This is a genomic window from Subtercola sp. YIM 133946, from assembly GCF_036553535.1.
Lineage (GTDB): Bacteria > Actinomycetota > Actinomycetes > Actinomycetales > Microbacteriaceae > Subtercola.
In genome coordinates this window covers 1-19514 of the sequence record NZ_JAZHPE010000011.1, presented here as the reverse complement: position 1 = coordinate 19514, position 19514 = coordinate 1, and the positions used below count along the sequence as shown (strand labels likewise).

At 70.8% G+C, this 19514-nt stretch carries 20 protein-coding genes; 13 read left to right on the top strand and 7 right to left on the bottom strand.

Going from position 1 to position 19514, the window contains the following annotated elements; all coding sequences use genetic code 11:
- The first annotated feature begins 1 nt into the window (after nucleotide 1).
- From V3W46_RS02450 to V3W46_RS02440, 3 genes are all read left to right on the top strand, one after another.
- Nucleotides 2-1027 (top strand): helix-turn-helix transcriptional regulator, encoded by a 1026-nt coding sequence (locus V3W46_RS02450; RefSeq protein WP_331781501.1) that lies wholly within the window; start codon nucleotides 2-4, stop codon nucleotides 1025-1027.
- A 127-nt stretch (nucleotides 1028-1154) separates the two neighbouring features.
- Complete coding sequence (locus V3W46_RS02445; RefSeq protein ID WP_331781500.1) at nucleotides 1155-2096, top strand: DnaJ domain-containing protein; 942 nt, start codon at nucleotides 1155-1157, stop codon at nucleotides 2094-2096.
- Between the two features lie 401 nt (nucleotides 2097-2497).
- Nucleotides 2498-4054 carry a hypothetical protein gene (locus tag V3W46_RS02440; protein ID WP_331781499.1) on the top strand — a complete coding sequence of 519 codons (1557 nt, stop codon included), beginning with the start codon at nucleotides 2498-2500 and terminating at the stop codon, nucleotides 4052-4054.
- 74 nt (nucleotides 4055-4128) lie between these two features.
- On the opposite strand, the gene V3W46_RS02435 is transcribed toward V3W46_RS02440, so the two are convergent.
- Nucleotides 4129-4644 carry a hypothetical protein gene (locus tag V3W46_RS02435; protein WP_331781498.1) on the bottom strand — a complete coding sequence of 172 codons (516 nt, stop codon included), beginning with the start codon at nucleotides 4642-4644 and terminating at the stop codon, nucleotides 4129-4131.
- Nucleotides 4645-4827: 183 nt separating this feature from the next.
- Between V3W46_RS02435 and V3W46_RS02430 the strand changes: the two genes are divergently transcribed.
- From V3W46_RS02430 to V3W46_RS02405, 6 genes are all read left to right on the top strand, one after another.
- The gene (locus tag V3W46_RS02430) at nucleotides 4828-5151 is read left to right on the top strand and encodes a hypothetical protein (protein ID WP_331781497.1); all 324 of its coding nucleotides are present in this window, start codon (nucleotides 4828-4830) and stop codon (nucleotides 5149-5151) included.
- Nucleotides 5152-5154: 3 nt separating this feature from the next.
- Nucleotides 5155-5373 carry a hypothetical protein gene (locus tag V3W46_RS02425; protein ID WP_331781496.1) on the top strand — a complete coding sequence of 73 codons (219 nt, stop codon included), beginning with the start codon at nucleotides 5155-5157 and terminating at the stop codon, nucleotides 5371-5373.
- On the top strand, nucleotides 5370-6698 hold the full coding sequence (locus V3W46_RS02420) for a peptidoglycan-binding domain-containing protein (RefSeq protein WP_331781495.1): 1329 nt from the start codon (nucleotides 5370-5372) through the stop codon (nucleotides 6696-6698). Before V3W46_RS02425 ends, V3W46_RS02420 begins: the two co-directional genes overlap by 4 nt.
- 74 nt (nucleotides 6699-6772) lie before the next feature.
- A complete protein-coding gene (locus V3W46_RS02415) occupies nucleotides 6773-7534 on the top strand; it encodes an ABC transporter ATP-binding protein (RefSeq protein WP_331781494.1) in 762 nt (253 codons plus the stop codon).
- Nucleotides 7531-8775 (top strand): FtsX-like permease family protein, encoded by a 1245-nt coding sequence (locus V3W46_RS02410; RefSeq protein WP_331781493.1) that lies wholly within the window; start codon nucleotides 7531-7533, stop codon nucleotides 8773-8775. Before V3W46_RS02415 ends, V3W46_RS02410 begins: the two co-directional genes overlap by 4 nt.
- 113 nt (nucleotides 8776-8888) lie before the next feature.
- Nucleotides 8889-9878 carry a 3-methyladenine DNA glycosylase gene (locus V3W46_RS02405; RefSeq protein WP_331781492.1) on the top strand — a complete coding sequence of 330 codons (990 nt, stop codon included), beginning with the start codon at nucleotides 8889-8891 and terminating at the stop codon, nucleotides 9876-9878.
- On the opposite strand, the gene V3W46_RS02400 is transcribed toward V3W46_RS02405, so the two are convergent.
- Both V3W46_RS02400 and V3W46_RS02395 read right to left on the bottom strand, forming a co-directional pair.
- A complete protein-coding gene (locus tag V3W46_RS02400; RefSeq protein WP_331781491.1) occupies nucleotides 9835-10206 on the bottom strand; it encodes an RNA-binding S4 domain-containing protein in 372 nt (123 codons plus the stop codon). The two genes, V3W46_RS02405 and V3W46_RS02400, sit on opposite strands and share 44 nt — an antisense overlap.
- 72 nt (nucleotides 10207-10278) lie before the next feature.
- Nucleotides 10279-12126 (bottom strand): hypothetical protein, encoded by a 1848-nt coding sequence (locus V3W46_RS02395; RefSeq protein ID WP_331781490.1) that lies wholly within the window; start codon nucleotides 12124-12126, stop codon nucleotides 10279-10281.
- Nucleotides 12127-12388: 262 nt separating this feature from the next.
- Between V3W46_RS02395 and V3W46_RS02390 the strand changes: the two genes are divergently transcribed.
- Complete coding sequence (locus tag V3W46_RS02390; protein WP_331781489.1) at nucleotides 12389-13849, top strand: S1C family serine protease; 1461 nt, start codon at nucleotides 12389-12391, stop codon at nucleotides 13847-13849.
- 70 nt (nucleotides 13850-13919) lie between these two features.
- Here V3W46_RS02390 and V3W46_RS02385 read toward each other — a convergent pair whose 3' ends face one another.
- From V3W46_RS02385 to V3W46_RS02370, 4 genes are read right to left on the bottom strand one after another with little or no spacing between them, the layout of a single operon-like run.
- The gene (locus V3W46_RS02385; protein ID WP_331781488.1) at nucleotides 13920-14654 is read right to left on the bottom strand and encodes a trimeric intracellular cation channel family protein; all 735 of its coding nucleotides are present in this window, start codon (nucleotides 14652-14654) and stop codon (nucleotides 13920-13922) included.
- Nucleotides 14654-15520 (bottom strand): aminodeoxychorismate lyase, encoded by an 867-nt coding sequence (locus V3W46_RS02380; protein ID WP_331781487.1) that lies wholly within the window; start codon nucleotides 15518-15520, stop codon nucleotides 14654-14656. The genes V3W46_RS02385 and V3W46_RS02380 overlap by 1 nt, the downstream gene beginning before the upstream one ends.
- 8 nt (nucleotides 15521-15528) lie before the next feature.
- On the bottom strand, nucleotides 15529-16386 hold the full coding sequence (locus tag V3W46_RS02375) for a DUF3097 domain-containing protein (RefSeq protein ID WP_331781486.1): 858 nt from the start codon (nucleotides 16384-16386) through the stop codon (nucleotides 15529-15531).
- Nucleotides 16387-16408: 22 nt separating this feature from the next.
- Entirely contained in the window at nucleotides 16409-17230 is an 822-nt protein-coding gene (locus V3W46_RS02370; RefSeq protein WP_331781485.1) for a DUF1295 domain-containing protein, read from the bottom strand.
- 88 nt (nucleotides 17231-17318) lie between these two features.
- On the opposite strand from V3W46_RS02370, the gene V3W46_RS02365 reads away from it, so the two are divergent.
- From V3W46_RS02365 to V3W46_RS02355, 3 genes are all read left to right on the top strand, one after another.
- Nucleotides 17319-17822, top strand: a complete 504-nt coding sequence (locus V3W46_RS02365; RefSeq protein ID WP_331781484.1) for an FHA domain-containing protein — start codon at nucleotides 17319-17321, stop codon at nucleotides 17820-17822.
- A 159-nt stretch (nucleotides 17823-17981) separates the two neighbouring features.
- Complete coding sequence (gene ftsR, locus V3W46_RS02360) at nucleotides 17982-18638, top strand: transcriptional regulator FtsR (RefSeq protein ID WP_331781612.1); 657 nt, start codon at nucleotides 17982-17984, stop codon at nucleotides 18636-18638.
- A gap of 220 nt (nucleotides 18639-18858) precedes the next feature.
- The gene (locus V3W46_RS02355) at nucleotides 18859-19341 is read left to right on the top strand and encodes a MerR family transcriptional regulator (protein WP_331781611.1); all 483 of its coding nucleotides are present in this window, start codon (nucleotides 18859-18861) and stop codon (nucleotides 19339-19341) included.
- Nucleotides 19342-19514 lie beyond the last annotated feature (173 nt).

Below are 19514 nucleotides of genomic sequence, written 5' to 3'. Positions count from 1 at the left end.
CATGGCCGAGACCACCTCCCGCACCCTCGAGCTGCTCACCCTGCTGCAGACGCACCGGCAGTGGGCCGGCCCCGAGCTCGCCCTGCGGCTCGGCGTCACCGGGCGCACCCTGCGGCGCGACATCGAACGGCTGCGCGAGCTGGGCTACCGCGTCGTCGCCGAGCGCGGCGCCCAGGGCGGCTACCGGCTCGAGGCGGGATCGCAGTTGCCGCCGCTGCTGCTGACCAACGACGAGGCGGTGACCATGGCGATCGGGCTGCGCCTCGCCGCGGCGCAGGGTCTGGTCGACGGAGCCCTCACGACGCAGACGGCGCTCGCGAAGTTCGAGCAGGTGCTTCCCTCGGCGGTGCGTGAGCGAGTGAACGCACTCGCGGCCACCATCAGCCCCGAGACGCCGCGCGGTGCTCCGGTGGCGGGGGAGCTGCTCGGCCAGCTCGCCCTCGCCTGCCGCGACCGCGAGCGCATCCGCTTCGCGTACACCGCCGGCGACGGCACCGAGAGTGCCCGGGTGGTCGAGCCGCACTCGCTCGTGGCCGCCCGGCGAAGCTGGTTTCTCGTGGCGTGGGATCTGCAGCGCGACGACTGGCGCACCTTCCGCGTCGACCGGTTGTCGTCGCTCTTCGGCACGCGGGTGCACTTCGCGCAGCGCTCACTGCCGGTGCCGGATGCAGCGACCTTCGTCGATGCGAACACGCAGGCGTTGCGGCGGCGATACCACGCAGAGGTCATCCTGCAGGTCTCCCCGGCGCGGTTCGCCGAGCTGCTCGGCCCGTGGGCCCGCGACGCGACGGAATTCACGGGGGATCCCGCGCCCGCCACGCGTGCCGGCGGTGGGGGCGCCCGCGGGGTCGCGGCCACTGCGCCCGCCACGCGCTGGCCCATCGGCGCCGACACCGTCGAGTCACTCGTGAGTACGCTGCTCTGGATACCGGCCGGCATCGACTACGAGGTGCGGGCCGACCCTGCCATCGTCGACTTCATCACGGCCGCGGGGCTGCGGTTCGGTGTCGCGGTCGCCCGACCGTGATGCCGGGGCCCCGCAGTACGGCATTCGTCATGTTTCAAGCTTGGGCGGCTATCGTTGCGACACAGATCTCTGTGAGCGCCGGCCGACCGGTTGCGCCACACCCGTCGAAAGCGAGACACGAGAGAGCATGAACGGCAGTTTCGCCGCGGCGTCGCCCTACGAGGTGCTCGGGGTCAGCCCGTCGTCGACCGAAGACGAGCTGCGCCGCGCCTACCGCCAGCGCCTGCGCGAGGCGCACCCCGACACGGGTGGTACGCCTGAGGCGTTCCATGCCGTGCAGGAGGCGTGGGAGCAGGTGGGCACCCCCGCCGACCGTGCCGCCTACGATGCGGGGTCGGGAGTGCGGGGTGCGGCTCCGGATGCCCGGGCCTCGAGCTACGCGGCCGGTGGCCGGGCATCCGCGGGCCAGGGTGCGGCGGGTACCTCGCCGAAGGCCCGCTCGTACGGCCACCCCGGCGGCGAAGAGCGGGAGCACTACCTGACGCTGATGCGGGAGTGGGTGGGGCGTGGTGTCGAGCTGAAAGACCCGTACGACCCCGCGCTTGTGCGCTCGGCGCCACAGGAGATCAGGCGCTGGCTGGCGAAAGCGATGGCCGAGGAGGAGACGGCGCGCATCGTGTCGACCCTCGGCATGGGCTTCACGGTGTGGAACAACGTCGCGGTGGCAAAGACGGGCGGCAACATCGACCACGTGGTGCTAGGGCCGGCCGGGCTGTTCGCCCTGCAGTCGCACGACTGGGGGAGCCCGGTGCGGGTGTCGAAGGGTGAGCTCACCGGCGCCGCCGCCATCGGTGACGACGAGCCGCTGCGCACGCTCGGCGCGAACGCACGGGCGCTGGGTCGGGCGCTCGGCGTGCGGTTCACGGCGATCGTGGTGGTGGTGCCCGACGACGACCTGGCGCAGCCCTTCGAGCAGGTCGAGCGGGGCCGGCAGGCCGGTGCTGTGGTCATCCGCCGGTCGGTGCTGCCCCAGCTGTTGCGGTCGGGGCTCGGCGGTTCTGAGGGTGTCAACATCGACCGCATCTTCGATCTGCGGTCGCGGCTGCAGGCGGGCATCCAGTTCGTCTGATCGACGGAATCTGTTCGTCGTGCGTTCACCCTGCACGCGCTTGCAACGTCACCACAGAAAAGCCTGAATGTTTAGGCATGGATGTGACAAATTGGTAACGAACGGATAACCTCGACAAGTCGCCTTGTTCACCCGAAGAGCGAGACGCGTTGTCGGGTGAACCCCAACCCGACGTGCGGGCCAGTGAAAGACGCTGCGCCTGCGAGCACCCGATCGGTGCTGGAGGACTACGACACGTGACGGATTCGAGCCGAGAACCAGGCGCAGCAGGCGCCGGGAACCCCCGCCCGAACCCCGGAACATCGAAGGCCGCAGCTGACTCAGTCGGCGAGTCCTCGGGCTCGTCGCCGCGACGGTCGTCGGTCCGCCCGTCGTCCTCACCCGCGGCGCATGAGGCGCCCGTGTCGTTCTCGGTGCCCGTGTCGCTCGAATCGATCAGCCGTCGTGAACTGCGACAGCGCGAGTCGGTCGCCGACGTTCATCCCGCAGTCGAGACCCGCCGCCAGCGCCGGGAGCGCGAGCTCGCCGCCGCCCTGGCTGCCTCGTCGACCGCCTCCGAGCAGCTCGCCCCGACCTCCGTTCCCGCCCAGCGCCCGCCGCGAACCGTGTCGACCTCACTGTTCGCCCAGCAGATCGCCGCGATGGCTGCCGGTGCGGCGAAGCCCGAGACGGCGGAGCCTGCCATTGCCGAGGGCGTCTCGCCCTCTGCCGAGCTCGTCGATGCGCCCGAGTCCGTCGATGCGCCCGAGCCCACCGATGGCCCCGGGCTCGTCGCCGTCGCCGAACCGGCCGCTGCCGTCGAGTCGACCACCGCTGTCGCCGCGTCTGTCGTGATCGACGAGCCGAGCCTGGCCGAGCAGTTCGCCTACGACGACGAGCCGATCACCGACGCCCTCACGATCATCCCGACCCGGTCTGATGCGCAGCACGAGGCCGCCATGACCGCCGCCGCCATGACGGCCGCCGCCAATCCGGCCATCGCCGGGCGGGACGCCGAGGCAGACGACGTCGTCGCGATCGACCGACCGTTCGAGCGCGCCCCGCTGAACGAGGCGCCCATGGTCACGGTCGGCACGCTGTCGTTCGCACGCACCGCAGCGGATGCCCGGCCCGAGCCGCGCGCCGCCAGTTCGTCGATCGCCGCCCCCGGCAAGCGCCGAGTGCTTCCGGCGCGCCGAAGGCGCAGCGCATCCACGCATCCGCAGAGCCGCAAGCGCACCATCGTGAACACGGTCGTCATGGTCGCGACAGCCGGACTCGTCGCCACCTTCGCACTCCCCGCCTACGCCAACTCCGACCTGGGGCTGCTGGGCAACTCGAACTCCTCCGCCTCGGCCGAGATTGGCATCCAGAGCCTGACGGTCTCGAGCGGCGCGATCCAGGACGCCCCGCGCGACGGCTACACCAGCACGGGCGACATCGCCTCGATGGACTCGACGACCGGAACGACCGTCTCGCCCACCGTGCAGGCCCTCGCTTCAGAGCTGATGGCAGACGTCGCCTCGGGCAAGCTGGTCGGTTCGGTGCCGAACCACATCGTCGAGATCCAGTACCTCGCGCAGGGCATCGTGGTGCCCGGCTGCGGCGTCGACTATCGGGTGCTGCAGGCCATCAAGGTGGCCGTCGACAACTTCGACAAGGTCGGCATCAGCGACATCAACCGCAAGTGCACGGGCCAGATCGAGGGCGCCGGAACGGCGTCTGCGCACTACACCGACGGCGGCGGCCACGCGGTCGACTTCTACATTCTGAACGGCCACGGGCTCACCGGCGCCGACTCGGATTCGCTCAAGCTGATCGCGCTGCTCGACCCGCTCGTACCGCCCGGCAGCGGACTCGGCCAGGCCGAGTGCCGCGGGTCGACCTCTGTGACGAACTTCGCGCCGTTCGACGACACCTGCACGCACGACCACATCGACTTCCTGAACGCGAAGGGCGTCGCGCTCAAGAGCAGCTGACCCGTGCCGTGGGGCCGCACGAGGGCGTCTGCTCGGCCAGGTGGCGTGCGACTGGGCGTCGACTGACGACGGGCTCAGTGCAGTGCCCCTGGAACCGGCTGCGGGCAGGCCTCGTTGATGGCTCGCCAGTCGTCGTCTGACATGGTCTGGCTGAGGGCCGCCAGCTCGCTCGACGCCATCGCCGACCATGGCGCGCTGTCGTAGTCGTCGACGAACTGCTGCTCGCTGGGCGGCTCGTCGACCTGATAGCCCTGGGCCTGAAGGCATGCCCGCTCAGCAAGCTCGGCCCGGTAGAGCAGGTGCTTCTGGTTGTCGTCGACCGGAAACTCGGCCTTCACCCGGTCGTTGCAGGCCCACGTGTCGGCGAGGTAGAGCTGGTACTGCTCCGCCGGAATCGTGTCGCTCGTCGCCTGGATGGCGCCGTCGTCGGTGAGCGTGACCTGCCAGCCGCGCGCGGTGATGCAGCGGTAGAGCGCGTCGACGACGGGGGACTGGCTGAGCGCAGGTTGGTTCGCAGCGGGGTCGGCGCCCCGGCCATCCGGAGCCGACGTGGCAGCGCACCCCGCCAGAACGACGGTCGCGAGCACCACGCCGAGCAGCGCCGACCACAGCCTCGGTGGCCGGGGCAGCGCCCCCGGGCGCAGTCTCGCGACACGAGGCGCAGCGGGTTGTGGTCTGAAAACGTGAGGCATATAGTGAGGATTCATCACCTCTAACGATCCCACTGAAACGGCTTCAGGTCAATGCGCTCGGGGGGTGCGAAAGGATGCACTATGAAACTCCTCCCCTCGTCGGTCGCGGCTGCGGTGCTGGCCTCCGGGCTGGTGCTCACCAGCGCCCTGGGCGCCTCGGCGAACTCCACCGACATCGGCTCGCAGGTGTGCGGCTTCGGTGGCCCCGCGGCGGCCTCGACCGCCTACGTGAACGCGACGAGCGTGCACTACCACCAGGCGAACGCCGTCGCGTGGGGCAGCCAGACCTTCGGGTCGGGCTTCCACCGGTTCTCGTACGGCAACGGGGTCGTGACCATGCAGATCAGCTACCCCTCCGGCACCGAGACCGGCCACGCCTTCTCGTGCGCGAACGGGTCGTTCTGACCCATGCCGAACGGGCCCTTCGAGACGCTCGCGCAAGCGCGGGCGGCCGAGTCGCGCGGCCGGCTGCGCGGCTCTGACGCGTTGATACTGGCCTGCGCCGAGGCGGGTGTACGTCTCGGCCGCTTCGACCAGCGCGTGCTCGACGAGGTCGGCCGGCTTGAGAGCGAGACGGTGTGGGTGCTCGCCTCGATCATCCGGCGCGCGGGGTCTGTGGGGCAGTGACGCACCGATTCAGACGGATGCCCGGGGGCGCCGCCGCGCGGGTCATCGCGGCGGCGGTCGTGCTGGTGGCCGGAGCGGGGTGGGCCTTGACGGTCATCCTGTCGCCGGCCGCCGGCGTGTCCGTGTCAGACGACTTCACGCTGGTCACGGCGGTGGAGGGCGATGTGGGGGCGCATCTCACGCTGAACGTCGCCGCGCAGTGGAACCTGCAGGCCGTTGGAACGAACGAAGCGGCCGGCGTGGTCACCTCGGTCGACCTCGGCCCGGGGCAGCTGGTCGACGAGGGTGCACGCCTCTACTCCGTGAACCAGCGGCCGGTCGTGGTGGCAGAGGGTGATGTTCCGGCGTACCGGGCGATCGGGCCGGGCGACTCGGGCGCCGACGTGGCGCAGCTGCAGCGTATGCTCGCGCGGCTGGGGTTCTACGGGGGTGACGCGGGCGCAGCGGGCGACTCGGGTGGCGCGGGTGGCGCGGGCGACTCGGGCGGCGCGCGTGGCGCGGCTGACTCGGGCGACGGGGGCGACGCCGACGGCCACGTCGGTGCGTCGACGGTGGCCGCCATCTCGGCGTGGCAGCGCTCGCTCGGCGAGGATGCCGGCGCCGAAGGTGCCAGCGCCTCCGCTGAAGGTGCCAACGCCACCGTCGCGTTCGGCGACGTCATCTTCGTTCCGCGGCTGCCGGCGCGGCTGGCTCTCAAGCCAGACGTCGTGACACGGGGCGCCACGCTCGCGGGCGGCGAGCCGGTGCTGCAGTGGCTCGGGGAGTCGCCGGTGTTCACCCTGCCCGTGAGCACCGACCAGTCGGCGCTGGTTTCGACGGGCACCCGCGTGCTGATCGACGACGGCTCCGGCGACACCTGGCAGGCCGTCACGGCCGGCCGCGCGGAGAGCACCTCGGGCACCGTCGTCGTCGCGCTCGTCCCGGCGCCGACCGACGCGACCCCGCCCTCCGATGCCGCCGCGCCCGCTCAGCCGCCCGGCTCGGCGAACGGTGCTCAGGCGGGGCCGATCTGCGCCGCCGACTGCGACGCAGTGCCGGTGGTGGGCCAGACGCTGTTCGTCTCCCGCGTGGTCACCGTCGAGACGGCGCACGGAACCGTCGTCCCCTCCGCTGCCCTCCGCTCGACGGCCGATCAGACCGTCATCGTCATCGACGCCGGCGGCAGCGAGCATGCCGTGCGCGTGACGACTGCGTCGCAGGGCCTCGCGGTCGTGTCGGGTATCGATCCCGGGCTGGTGGTGCGTGTGGCCATCGATGCGGGGCAGGGTGATGCGGCATCCGTCGTCACCGGGCCTGCCGCGACGACCCCTGCGATCGCTCCATGACGCGCCGCGCAGACGCGGAAGCGACGGCGGCAGCGGCCGACCTGGCACGCCGCGACCACCCCTCCGCTGACCCAGTGACTCGACGCGCAGGCGCGAATGCGGCACAGACCGGGGCCGGTCACCGGGCCCGCAGCGGCGTCACCTCGGGCGGCCCGGCGCTGCGAGCTGCTTCGGCGAACGCCGCGAACCCGGCGAACGTGCCCGTGCTCGAGGCGGTCGGGCTGCGGTTCGCGTACGAGCGCGCCTCTCCGATCATCGACGGGTTCACGGCGCTGTTCGAGCCGGGCGAGCTCGTCGCGCTGACCGGACCGTCGGGGCGCGGCAAGTCGACGCTGCTCTACCTGCTCGGGCTGCTGGTGCGGCCCCTCGCCGGGCAGGTGCTGTTCGAGGGCGAACCCACGGGCATCCTGAACGATGCCCAGCGTGCCAGGCTGCGCGCCACCCGGCTCGGCTTCGTGTTTCAGGATGCCGCACTCGACCCCACGCGCAGCATCCTCGACAACGTGGTCGAGACCAGCCTGTACCGCGGGGTCGACCGTCGGCGGTCGCTGACGCGCGCGCGGGCGCTCGTCGAGCGGTTCGGTGTCGAGCGGCGGGCGGAGTCCCGGCCCGGCCAGATCTCGGGTGGACAGGCGCAGCGCATCGCCCTCTGCCGCGCGCTGATGAACGACCCTCGACTGATACTGGCCGACGAGCCGACCGGCAACCTCGACCGGGAGTCGGCGGCCATCGTGCTGGGTGCATTCCGCGAGCGGGCAGAGGCCGGCGCGTGCGTACTCATCGCCACCCACGATCTGGCGCTGGTGTCGCAGTGCGATCGCGAGCTCGCCCTGTGAGCGCACGCACAGACACGGGCGGCGCGGCGCCGGGCGGCCCGCCGCGCGCGGTTGTGCGGGAGACGGCGGCGTCAGCGGGTGCGGGGCGCGCAGTTGTGCGGGAGACGGCGGCGTTCGTGGGTGTGGTGCGGGCGGTCGTGCGGGAGGCGGTGGCTTCCGCGGTCGCGGCGCGGGTGGCGTCGGTGCTGACGGTGACGGTGGTCGCGGTGCTCTGTGCTGTCGTGCTGCTCACCACCGGACGCACGGTCGGCGCCCAGAACGCCATCGTCGCCAGCATCGACAGCGCCGCCACACGCTCGGTCATCGTGCGGGCGCCGGCCTCGTCTGGGCTCGACACCACCGTGCTCGACCGCCTCGCACACTCCGGTGGGGTTGCCTCGGCGACCGCCTTCGGGCCCGCAGACGACGTCGTCAACGCCGCCTTCCCCGGGGGCCAGCGCGTTTCGCTGCGCGCCGAGTACTCCCTGCCGGTCGCCTCCGGCACCCCACCCACCGCCGCCGGCGGCGACGCCCCGGCCAGCGCGTCGCCCGCGGCCGGCCGCGCACTCGGCCTCGCCGACGGCATCGGTGCGGTGGCATCGGTCGCCACCGGCGCGGCCTACGACGTTCTCGGCGTGCGTGCTCTCCCCGACTACCTCCGCTTTCTCGATCCGGTGGTACTCGTTCCGGAGCGAACCGATGACGTGCCTACCCCTGCCGCCGGCAGCGCACCGCACCCCGTCAGCGTGCTGGTCGTGGTCGCGACGTCGAGCGCGCAGGTCGAGGCGGTGGCCGCCCTCGTCACGTCGGTGCTCGGGGTGACGAGTCGCGACGGGGTGACGGTCACGACCAGTGCCGCCCTGACCGCGTTGCGCGGCTCGGTGCAGGCGCAGCTGGGGGAGTTCAGCCGATCGTTCACCCTGCTCGTGTTCGGCGTCGGCGGAGTGGCAGTGGCGGCTGTGCTCTACGGCCTCGTGCTGCTGCGCCGCCGCGACTTCGGCCGCCGCCGCGCGCTCGGCGCCTCCCGGTCGCTCATCGTGGCGCTGCTGCTGGCGCAGGTGGCGGTGCTCGGCACCGCCGGTTCTGCCGTCGGCTGCCTGGGCGCCGCGATCACGCTGCTCGCGACGGGCGACCCGCTGCCCACCGTCTCGTTCATCGCGGCCGTCGCCCCGCTCTCGGTGCTCACCGCCCTGGCGGCATCCGTTGCACCGGCCCTGATCGCGAGCACCCGTGAGCCCCTGCGCGAACTGCGCGTGCCCTGAGACGGCGGTTCGACGAGCGACGCGTGCATCGGGGTGCCGGCGTCGCGCACCCCGCGAAACCCCCGCTCGACAAGGCAGACGCGCGTGCGGCCGCGGGCACGTAGGCTCGAAGGGTGACGATCATCCGCATTCCCGCCGCCGAGTGGGCCGAACTCGAGCGCGCCCACCAGCAGCGCGCGGATGCTCTCACCGCCGCCTGGCGCGGCCGCCGGCTCACGGGCGAGACGCACGCGGTCGACGATTTTCTCTTCACCTACTACCCCTACAAACCGTCGCTGCTTCGGCGGTGGCATCCGGGGGCGGGCGTCGCCCTCGAGCATGCCGCCGCCCTCGACCGCGCGATCTACAAGTGGTACCGCACCGACGATGCGGGCGCGAGCCTGGTCGACGCGGCCGGGATGCTGGATGCCCGCGGCTCGACCATCGGCTTCATCGAGCGTCTGCTCGGCTCGACGGCCGCCCGCCCCGCGCAGTTCGGCTGCTTCGGGCTGCACGAGTGGGCCATGGTCTACAGACTCGCCCCCGGCGAGGTGCGGCACGAGGCCCTCGGCCTGCGCCTGAGTGCTGATGAGACCGACCGGGTGGTCGAGGCGAACCACATCGCCTGCTCGCACTTCGATGCGTTCCGGTTCTTCACCCGTGACGCCGTCGGCCTGAACACGATGAGCCCGTCGCGCGAGAACCAGGAGTTCACCGAGCAGGCCGGCTGCCTGCACGCCGGCATGGATGTCTACAAGTGGGCCATCAAGCTCGGCCCGCTGGTGCCGGGCGACCTGCTGCTCGACTCGTTCGAGCTCGCCCGCGACATCCGTCAGCTCGACATGCAGGCGTCGCCGTACGACGTCTCCGAGTTCGGCCTCACCCCGGTCGCAATCGAGACCCGAGCCGGAAAGGTCGAGTACGCTGCCCGCCAACGCGCCTTCGCCGCCCGCTCGAACGCCCTGCGCGCCCGCGTTCTCGAGTGCATCGCCCGCGCCCGTTCGGTGACGCATTCCCGCCCGGCGCTCTCGGCTGAGGTGGATGCCGGCCCGGCGGTTGTGGCGGAAGCGTTCGATGGAGTCAGCGGCCGCGCAGGCGGTCGACGTCTCGCCGTTCGCGTTTAGTCGGGCGCCCCGCACCCCGGTCGCGAACGGCCACCTGCGGCACGGTCTCGCGGGGAGGTGGCGGGGGAGTCAGGTCGCGGAAGCACTGTGCCGCCACGGTCGCACCGACCCGCTTCACAACGAGCTTTTCGACGACGAGGATGCGGTCGAAGCCCCCCTGCCTGATGCGCACTTCGTCGCCGATGTGCAGCGGTGCCGCGGCCTTCACCTTCTCGCCGTTCAGACGCACGTGGCCCGCCCGGCAGGCCGTGGTGGCGGCCGACCGTGTCTTGAACTGCCGAACCGCCCACGCCCAGCTGTCGACGCGGGCGCTGTTGACTTCAGCCATGGTGCTCGGCGTGCAGCCGTCCGCGCAGAGCGGGGCCTGCAGGCGGCGCGGGCGGCGCGGGCGTGGCGGGCATCAGGCGCGGCGAGCCTCGGCGTCTGCGCCGAACTGCTTCGCGAAATCGATGTCGACGTCGACGTCTTCCTCGAGCGCCGCCTCGAACTCGGCGTCGGCGCCTGTGGCGCCGTCGCCGGCGGCACGCGATGTGCCGTCGATGGCGGGCGCCTCGTCGTCGGTGCCGTCATCGTCGTTGCCGCTATCGTCATCGCCCTCTTCGATGCTGTCGGCCTGTGCGCCGTCGGGCTGGTCGCCCTCAGCGTCACCGTCACCGTCTGCGTCGCCCTCGTCGGCGCCTGCTCCGCCGTCGGTGGCCACGAGACCGTCGGCACCCGCACCACCGGCGGCAATCGGCAGACCCCCGGCCCCCTCGCCCGAGGGGCCGTCGGCGACGTCAGCCTCTGCGTCGGTGCCGTCCGCCTCCGCGTCCGCGTCGTCGCCGTAGAGCGAGTTCAGCACCAGCACGGCCGCGTCGTTCGCGCCGATGGCGTAGTCGCTGGTCTCCGACTCGTCGACGAGCTGGGCGGTGGCCACGTCTTCGATCTCGTCGAGGGTGGCCTGGGCGAGCTCGAGCTGGGCCACCAGGTCGAGCTGCGACTCCTCGTATTCGGCGATCTCCTGCTCGAGGAGGTTGCGCGTCTCTGACCCCTCGGCGATGGCGCGGTCGCGCTGAGCCGTCAGCGATCCGGCCTCGAGGCGTGCCTCCTTGAGCTCGTGCGTCGTCACCTCGGCGGCGGCCAGCGCGGCCGCCAGTTCGAGCCCCAGTGCAGACAGCCGCTGGTCGTGGACGGCTTTCAGGGCATCCTGGCTCTCGGCGTACCGGGCCTCGATGTCGGCGAGCTCGGCAGCGTGCCGGGCCTCGGCGTCGCTGAGCGCCGCATCTCGACCCGACGACAGGTCACCCACGGTCGACTCGTGCGCGGCGACGAGCGCGGCCGCTTCGACGGCGTGCTGCGACTGGAGGCGCTCGATCTCGGCCTCGTGGGCAGCGCGCTGGCTGGCGGTGTCGGTCTCGAGCTGGGCGCGCAACTCGTCGATCTGGGCCGTGTAGCTCGAGTGCAGCCCCGACACCTCGGCCTCGAGCCGGTCAGTGAGCGCGACGATCTCGGCGTCGGCGACACGCAACCGCTCGGTGGTGTCGGTGAGGTCGGCCTGCAGCTGGTCGGCGCGGGCCTGCACCTCGGCGAGGGTGCGCGACGCCTGCTCGAAGTGGGCCTGTGCCTCGAGCCGGGCCTTGTCGCGGGCCTGGCGATCGTCGATCACGAGTGCGAGGTGCGAACGGATGACCTCGAGCGGGTCGCTCTCGGCGTCGAGCGCCTGCACGCTCACGAGTGCCGGCGGAACGAACGCGGGCTTCGCGGTGGGGTCAATGAAGTGGTGCGTGAACAGCTCGTCGCTCACCGGCCGGTAGATGGCCTGGAACTCTGCCGTACCGTAGCGAACGGCCCAATCGACGAGCTTCACCGCGGTGCGATCGCGACGCGTCAGCACGTAGCCGGTGGATGCCGCACCGCCCGTGCCCGCCGCAGGCCCGCTCTCGGCCGCAGGTGCGGCGGTCGCGGCCGCATCCCCATCCGCATCCGTCGCATCCGCATCCGCATCCGTCGCGGCTGCACCCGTCGCGGCCGAATCCGTCTCGGCGAGGTCGACCACCCCGATCTCGACGTCGGTCTCGGCGAGGTCGACCACCCCGATCTCGACGTCGGTCTCGGTCGCCTGGTCGTCGGCCGTCGATGTCGGTGCGATGCCGATGACCTCGGTCTCGGGCGCCGAGCCGTCGGCCGTCTCGATGACGTCGGTTCGGGCCGCGGCGACAGCGTCGGTGTCGAGGGCTTCGTCGCGTTCTGGAGTCGAGTCGTCAGTCATGGTGCTCCTCGTGGCTTCGATAATTCAGCGGGTGCGAGTTGTCGTCTGCCCTCCTTCCAGCCTAACGGCCTTGGCTGCGGGTTCAAATGAGAGGGGATAACTTGACAGCCGGGGCCCTGGGGAGAGGGTTGCCGATCAAGGGGCGAATAATGCTCAGCGGGCGTCAAGGTGACTCCCAGACAATAGAAGACGCATACATAGCTTGCTCATAAGTTCGGGGCGTTGTCTTGTCTCAGCCCACTTCGGGCGTCGAGAGGAAGACATGGAAACCCCACAGCCCGCAGACCAGCCGTCGCCGGAGCAGACCGCCGCGGCCCCGCAGCCTGACGCACCTCAGGCCCACGACGCTTCGGCCCCCCAGCCCGAGGCTCCCCAGACCATCGCGCCGGTGCAGGTCACCGCCCAGCACCCCACCTCTACGCACACTCCCACCCCCACGCACACCCACACCGACCGCATCTGGCGCCCCCGCACGTTCGTGATTCTCGGCGCTGCCGCCGCAGCTCTGCTCGTCGGCGGCGCCAGTGTCGGCGCCACGATGGCCACCGGCATCCCCTACGCGTTGAACGCCCTCTCATCGAAGAGCTCGGTCGTCGACAGCGGAACCTCCGGCACCACCAACGGCGGTACGAGCAACGGCTACGGCTCGGGCAGCGGCTCCAGCGGCTCCACCGGCTCGGGCAACGGCTTCGGTTACGGCGGCTACGGCTACGGCAGCGGTTCGGGCCAGTCCGGTTCGGGCCAGTCCGGTTCGACCGGCAGCGGCACAGGCACCTCCGCGGCGACGGCGGCGACGGATGCCCAGTCTGTCGGCATCGTGCTCATCAACACCCAGCTGCAGTACGAGAACGCGGCAGCCGCGGGCACGGGCATCGTGCTCACCTCCGACGGCGAGATCCTCACCAACAACCACGTCGTCGAAGGATCCACCAGCATCAGCGTGACGGTCGCTTCGACGGGCAAGACCTACACAGCGACCGTGGTGGGCACCGACGCCACAGACGACGTCGCCGTGCTGAAGCTCGACGGGGCATCCGGTCTCACCACCGCGAAGCTCGACACCTCCGACACCGTCGCCGCGGGCGACGCCGTCACCGGTGTGGGCAACGCGGGCGGCACCGGCAGCCTGTCGGCTGCGGCCGGCACCGTCGACGCGCTCAACCAGTCGGTCACCACCGAGGCCGAGGGCAGCGCTGCGAGCGAGACCCTCAGCGGAATGATCCAGATCTCGGCCGACATCGAGGCCGGCGACTCGGGCGGCCCGCTGCTCGACTCCGACGGCGAGGTCGTCGGTATCGACACGGCCGCCTCGAGCGGCACCAGCGACGTCACCGGCTTCGCGATTCCGATCAACACCGCACTAGACATCGCCAAGCAGATTCTGGCGGGCAACGCGAGCGACTCGATCGTCATCGGTCTGCCGGCGTTCCTCGGCATCGAGGTCGGCAGCGCCGACAGCGGCCTGGGAACGCAGGGCGGCACCGGCAGCACGGCGGGCGCAGCTGTGGCCGGCGTGATCGACGGCACCCCGGCCGCCTCGGCCGGTCTCGTCGCCGGCGACACCATCACCTCGGTGAACGGCACCGCGATCGCCTCGGGCACCGCGCTGACGACGGCCCTCAAGGCGTTCGCCCCCGGTGACTCGGTCACCATCGGCTACACCGACGCGACCGGAGCCACCCAGTCGGTCTCCGTCACGCTGGTCGCAGGCCCCGCCGCCTGATCAGAGCCGGCCTGGGCTGCCTGACCCGAATCAGGCAGCCCACAGAAACACCCGCACGAGTGGATGGCAGCTACCGAAACGACGGTAGCTGCCATCCGTATGCCAGAGCCAGCACCCGCAGCACGAAGCACACCACGAATCCGGCCGTCATCGCCAGTACCGGCGTCAACCTCGCCCGCGTCGCGATGTACACCACCAGTGCCCCGGCGGCCGCGGCCGTCGCGTACAGGTCGCTGCTCAGCACGATGGGCACCCGATTCAGCAGTATGTCGCGCACGACGCCACCCCCGACCGCGGTCATCGTGCCCAGAATCACTACGACGAGCCCGTTCGACCGGTGTTCCAGAGCCTTCTGCGCCCCCGTCACCGCGAACAGGGCCAACCCGGCCGCGTCGAACGCGCCGAGCACCCCGACCGGCACGCTGCCCAGCTCGCCCGCGACCAGGCACGTGAACGCATCGCCCGCCAGCGCCACCACGATGCGCGACGGCGACCGGAACGCGGCCGGCGGGGCCTCGCCCAGCAGCACGTCGCGCAGAATGCCGCCGGCGAGTGCGGTGCAGAACCCGACGACGAGGATGCCCAGCACGTCGAGCCCGGCCACGACCCCCGCGCTGGCACCCTCCACCGCGAACACGAGCGTCGCCGCGTGGTCGGCGATCGAGTACAGCCGTCGCCCGGCGACGGATGCCGGCCCCATAGCCCGCCCGGCGACGGATGCCGGGCCGACCCCTTCGCCCGGCCCGCCCCGCCCATCGACGGATGCGGGGCCGACCCCCTCGCCCGGCCCGCCCCGCCCGGCCATCAGGCCGTGCGAGCCGCGAGCCCGGCGTTGATCGACTGCGTCAGCTCTGCGTCGATGGCTCGAGCCACCCCGTCGACCGACCGGATCGGCGCCGCGTTGCGCACGCTCGACACCAGCCACGCGGCATCGGCCCGCATCAGGTCTGCCGGCGTGAGCAGCTCGTACGAGGTGGGGTAGCCGTTCACCTGCGCGATCTCGAAGATGCTCTGCTGGGTGGTGCCGGCCAGAATCCCCAGGTCGGTCTTCGGTGTCACGATGCGGCCGTCGAGCCGCAGCAGCACGTTCGCGGTGGGGCCCTCCAGCAGGTAGCCGTCGGTGCTCACGAACAGCGCATCGTCGGCCCCACGCCGGGCGGCCTCGCGAATGGCGGCCCGATTGAGGGCGTACGAGAGCGTCTTCGCCCCCTGCAGCAGCCAGGGTGCAGTCGTCGCGATGGTGCTGGCGTAACCCCGGTCGAGCAGCACCACGTCGATGCCCTCGGTGCGTTCGCGGGTGAAGTCGGCGCTCGGCTGCAGCCACACCCAGCCGGTCGGTACGCCGGAGCCCTCGATGCCACGGCTGTACACCAGCTTGATGAACGCCTCCGCCACCTCGTCGTGTGCGTCGATGGCTGCGAACACCGCCTCGCGCCAGGCGGGTTCGTGCGGCCGGGGCAACTCGAGCAGCGCGGCAGAGTGGGCGAGGCGGGTGAGGTGGGCATCCAGCGCCTGCGGAATGCCGTCGACCACCGTGATGGTCTCGAAGATGCCGTCGCCCCGGGTGATGCCGAGGTCGGTGGCCAGGGCCACGGGCTGGTCGGCGGCTACGGCGTCGTGGCCGGTTGCGCCAGAGGGGTCACGCAGAAGCAGCAGCACAGGTGAAGTCATGCTGACCATTATCGACCGGCCGCCGCGTCGCCCGTCACGAAGTCGATGAGCTGCTCCACCCGGCCGAGCAGCTCGGGTTCGAGGTCGGTGTAGCTGCGCACTCGCCCCAGAATGCGCTTCCAGGCGTTCGCGATGTCGGTCTGATCGTCGTGCGGCCAGCCGAACGCCTCGCAGATGCCGTGCTTCCACTCCATGCTGCGGGGAACCACGGGCCAGGCCTCGATGCCGAGCCGTGCGGGCTTCACCGACTGCCACACGTCGACATACGGATGCCCGACGATCAGCACGGCCCCCGAGTAGCTGCCCGCCATCACCTGCTGCGCGATGCGGCTCTCCTTCGACCCCGCCACGAGGTGATCGACCAGTACGCCCACCCTCCGCTCGCGGGTCGGAGCGAAGTCGCGCAGCACCGCGTCGAGATGGTCGACGCCCTCGAGGTACTCCACGACCACCCCCTCCTCGCGCAGGTCGTCACCCCAGACCTTCTCGACGAGCTCGGCGTCGTGCCGCCCCTCGACGAAGATGCGGCTCGCCCGGGCGACCCTGGCACGGGCATCCGGCGCCTTCGCCGACCCCGAGGCCGTGCGGGCCGGGCCCGCGGATGCCCGGCTCGCGCTGGGCGCCACCAGAACGACGGGCGTGCCCTCGTAGAGGAACCCGCCGCCGAGCGCGAAGGTGCGCCGTCTGCCGTGCCGGTCTTCGAGCTGCACCAGCTTGCCGTCGACGCCCACCACAGAGCCGCAGAAGTCGCTGCCCACCTCTTCGACGACGAGGTCGGTCACGGCCTCCATCTTCGGCACCTCGCGGCGAACCGGCCGCCGGGAGAAGTCGGCGAGCACATCTGAACCGTAGCGATCAAAAGTCACCCCCCGACGCTACCGCGCGGGCTCAGGCCGTTCGTGCCGCCGCACCGCGCTTCGCGAACCAGGGCACAAGCGCCGACGTGCGCGCCTGGTAGTCGGCGTACTCGGGGTACTTCGACTTCGAGATGCTCTCGGTGAACACCGTCGAGCCGATGAAGAGGGTGCTGAGCAGAACCGCGCCGAGCACGGTCCACTGCAGCACCGATGCCGCGGCGATGGCGCCGAAGAAGAACACCACCCACCACTGGGCCTGCTCGAAGAAGAAGTTCGGGTGACGCGACACCGAGAAGAGCCCCGTCTGCAGAAAGCGGGGATCGGGCTCACGGCCCGCCGCCGTCTCGGCCCGCTTCCAGGAGTGGAAGTTCCACTGCTGCTGGTCGGCCGTGGTCTCGCCGGCGAGAAACGCGACGAACACGAGGGCGGCGACCACGTCGAGCGCCGAGAAGGGCCGCTGGTTCTGCCACATGGTGAGCATCGGCAGCGTGATCAGCAACAGGATGATGTTCTGGTAGATCGTGATGAAGAACACGTTGAAGAGCTGGAACTGCCAGCCGGGCATGCGCGAGCGCAGCACCTGCCAGCGGTAGTCTTCGCCACCGGGCCGGTACCCGCCCTTGCGTGCGAAGTTGAAGGTCAGACGGATGCCCCACAGGGTGATCAGCACGGCGACGACGTCGAGGCGAGCGTCGTTCAGCCCTGCGGCGCCGGCGAAGATCCACGCGTACACGACCGGCACCACCGACCAGATGCGATCGACCCAGGAATGCTCGTTCGTCAGCACCGACAACACCCACACGACGACACAGATCGCCCCGAACACGACGAGGCACCAGAACAGGGGGTTCATAGCGCAAATCGTATCGTGGGAGTTACCCACAAGGCTGGTTTTCGCGCCTGCCGAATCGGCTACGCTGGGGGAGGTAAGGAGGTCGACAATGTCAGACGATAACGCTGGAGTGACGCAGGGCGGGTCACACGCCCGGCCGTTCGACACGCCCCCCTTCGATGCCAACAACGACACGACCGTCAACCTGACCGGTGAGTTCGCGGCCCAGCTCGCGGCCCTCGAGGGCGGCGTCTCGACCGAGGAGATCGACGCGATCGCGGCCCTGCCGTCGGGCTCGGCGCTGCTGATCGTTCGCCGTGGCCCCAACGCCGGCGCCCGGTTCCTGCTCGACACCATGACCGCCACCGTGGGCCGTCACCCCGACGCCGACATCTTTCTCGACGACGTCACCGTCTCTCGGCGCCACGCCGAGTTCGCGCGAGTGGGCAAGACCTTCGTCGTGCGAGACCTGCACTCGCTGAACGGAACCTACTTCGACGGTGTGCGGGTCGACGATGCCCTGCTCAGCGACGGTTCAGAGATACAGGTCGGCAAGTTCCGGCTCACCTTCTACCCGTCACGTCGCGACGTGGCGGCGAACGCCGAACTGTAGGGTGTCTGTCTAGTGGCGGCCTCGTCAGCCCGCGCCCCGCACTCCCGTTCTGCATCCTCTGCTTCAGCGTCGTCTTCGTCAGCGTCATCTGCGTCGGGCGCGTCGGCTTCAGCGCCGTCTGCCTCGGGCGCCGACTCCAGCGCACGCCAGGCCGCCTCGCTGCTCAGCATCGGCCAGGTGCTGTCGATTCTGCAGCCCGAGTTCACCGAGGTCAGCCCCTCGAAACTGCGCTTCCTCGAAGAGCGCGGCCTGGTCACACCCGCCCGCACGCAGTCGGGTTACCGCAAGTTCTCGCACGACGACGTCGAGCGGCTGCGTCTCGTGCTCGCCCTGCAGCGCGACTGCTACCTGCCCCTGAACGTCATCAAGCAGTACCTCGTCGAGGTCGACGCCGGGCTGAACCCCGTCATGCCCGGGGCCTTCATCTCGGGTTCGCCGTCGATGCTGAGCGGGGCACGGCGCTATTCGCGCGACGATCTGCTGCGCGGGGCGCGCGCGGGCGCCGGTTTGCTCAACGACGCCATCAGCGCATCGCTGATCGCGGCATCCGATGTCTACGGCGACGACGCCATGGCGGTGCTCACCTCGCTGGTGGAGTTGCAGAAGGTCGGCATCGAACCGCGGCACCTGCGCGGCTTTCGTGCGGCGGCCGAGCGTGAGGTGGGGCTGATCGAGAGCGCGCTGCTTCCGGTCGCCCGGCGCAACTCGGTGTCGAGCCGTGCGCAGGTGGCCGAACGGGCCGCCGAGATTGCCGCGCAGCTCGAAGTGGTGCGGGCCAGCCTCATCCGGTCGGCACTGGGCACCTTGGCACCGTAGGGTAGAAGAACGCCCGCCGGCGCACGATCTGCCGGCGGTTGTGACGACACGCCGGGGGCACTTGGGCGAATGTGATTGATCGTGACTGCTCACCTCGGTAGCGTGGGCAGAGTTGTAGAACTTCGGCCGCGCGCCGAACCAGAAGGGCTGAAATCCGATGAATGAGCGTGTGCACGACGAGCAAGCTCGTTTCGACCAGGGTCTGCTCTTCACCGACGGTATGCCCGAGCTCGACGACGCCGCCGGCTACCGCGGCGCGGTCGCGGCACGCGCTGCCGGCATCACCTACCGCCAGCTCGACTACTGGGCCCGCACCGGGCTCGTCGAGCCGACCGTTCGCGGCGCGGCCGGATCGGGCTCGCAGCGGCTCTACGGTTTTCGCGACATCCTCGTTCTGAAGCTCGTCAAGCGCCTGCTCGACACGGGCATCTCATTGCAGCAGATCCGCACCGCCATCGACCAGCTTCGCGAGTCAGGGGTCACCGACCTCGCCCAGACCACGCTGATGAGCGACGGCGCCAGCGTCTACCTCTGCACCTCGAACGACGAGGTCATCGACCTGGTCAGCCGCGGGCAGGGCGTGTTCGGCATCGCCGTCGGAAAAGTGCTGCGCGAGGTCGAGTCGAGCCTGGTCGAACTGGGCACCGACGTCGCAGACCCCATGGACGAGCTGGCTGCGCGACGCGCGGCTCGCAGCGCCTGACGTCTCCGCTGCGCTGGTCTCGATACGCAGCTGCGCTGCTACTCGACCGGCGGCGGCCATACCCCCGCTGGTTGAGTAGCGCGACGCGCAGCGTCACGCGTATCGAAACCGACTGCGCTACCCCCGCCGGTTGAGTAGCGCGACGCGCAGCGTCACGCGTATCGAAACCGACT

Excerpts from the sequence above, each read along its gene's own strand:
- V3W46_RS02450 (WP_331781501.1), top strand. The coding sequence starts at position 2 with ATGGCCGAGACCACCTCCCGCACCCTCGAGCTGCTCACCCTGCTGCAG.
- V3W46_RS02445 (WP_331781500.1), top strand. The coding sequence starts at position 1,155 with ATGAACGGCAGTTTCGCCGCGGCGTCGCCCTACGAGGTGCTCGGGGTC.
- V3W46_RS02380 (WP_331781487.1), bottom strand. The coding sequence starts at position 15,520 with ATGACTTCACCTGTGCTGCTGCTTCTGCGTGACCCCTCTGGCGCAACC.
- V3W46_RS02355 (WP_331781611.1), top strand. The coding sequence starts at position 18,859 with ATGCCCGAGCTCGACGACGCCGCCGGCTACCGCGGCGCGGTCGCGGCA.
- V3W46_RS02400 (WP_331781491.1), bottom strand. The coding sequence starts at position 10,206 with ATGGCTGAAGTCAACAGCGCCCGCGTCGACAGCTGGGCGTGGGCGGTT.
- V3W46_RS02430 (WP_331781497.1), top strand. The coding sequence starts at position 4,828 with ATGAAACTCCTCCCCTCGTCGGTCGCGGCTGCGGTGCTGGCCTCCGGG.
- V3W46_RS02365 (WP_331781484.1), top strand. The coding sequence starts at position 17,319 with ATGTCAGACGATAACGCTGGAGTGACGCAGGGCGGGTCACACGCCCGG.
- V3W46_RS02370 (WP_331781485.1), bottom strand. The coding sequence starts at position 17,230 with ATGAACCCCCTGTTCTGGTGCCTCGTCGTGTTCGGGGCGATCTGTGTC.
- V3W46_RS02425 (WP_331781496.1), top strand. The coding sequence starts at position 5,155 with ATGCCGAACGGGCCCTTCGAGACGCTCGCGCAAGCGCGGGCGGCCGAG.
- V3W46_RS02390 (WP_331781489.1), top strand. The coding sequence starts at position 12,389 with ATGGAAACCCCACAGCCCGCAGACCAGCCGTCGCCGGAGCAGACCGCC.
- V3W46_RS02395 (WP_331781490.1), bottom strand. The coding sequence starts at position 12,126 with ATGACTGACGACTCGACTCCAGAACGCGACGAAGCCCTCGACACCGAC.
- V3W46_RS02385 (WP_331781488.1), bottom strand. The coding sequence starts at position 14,654 with ATGGCCGGGCGGGGCGGGCCGGGCGAGGGGGTCGGCCCCGCATCCGTC.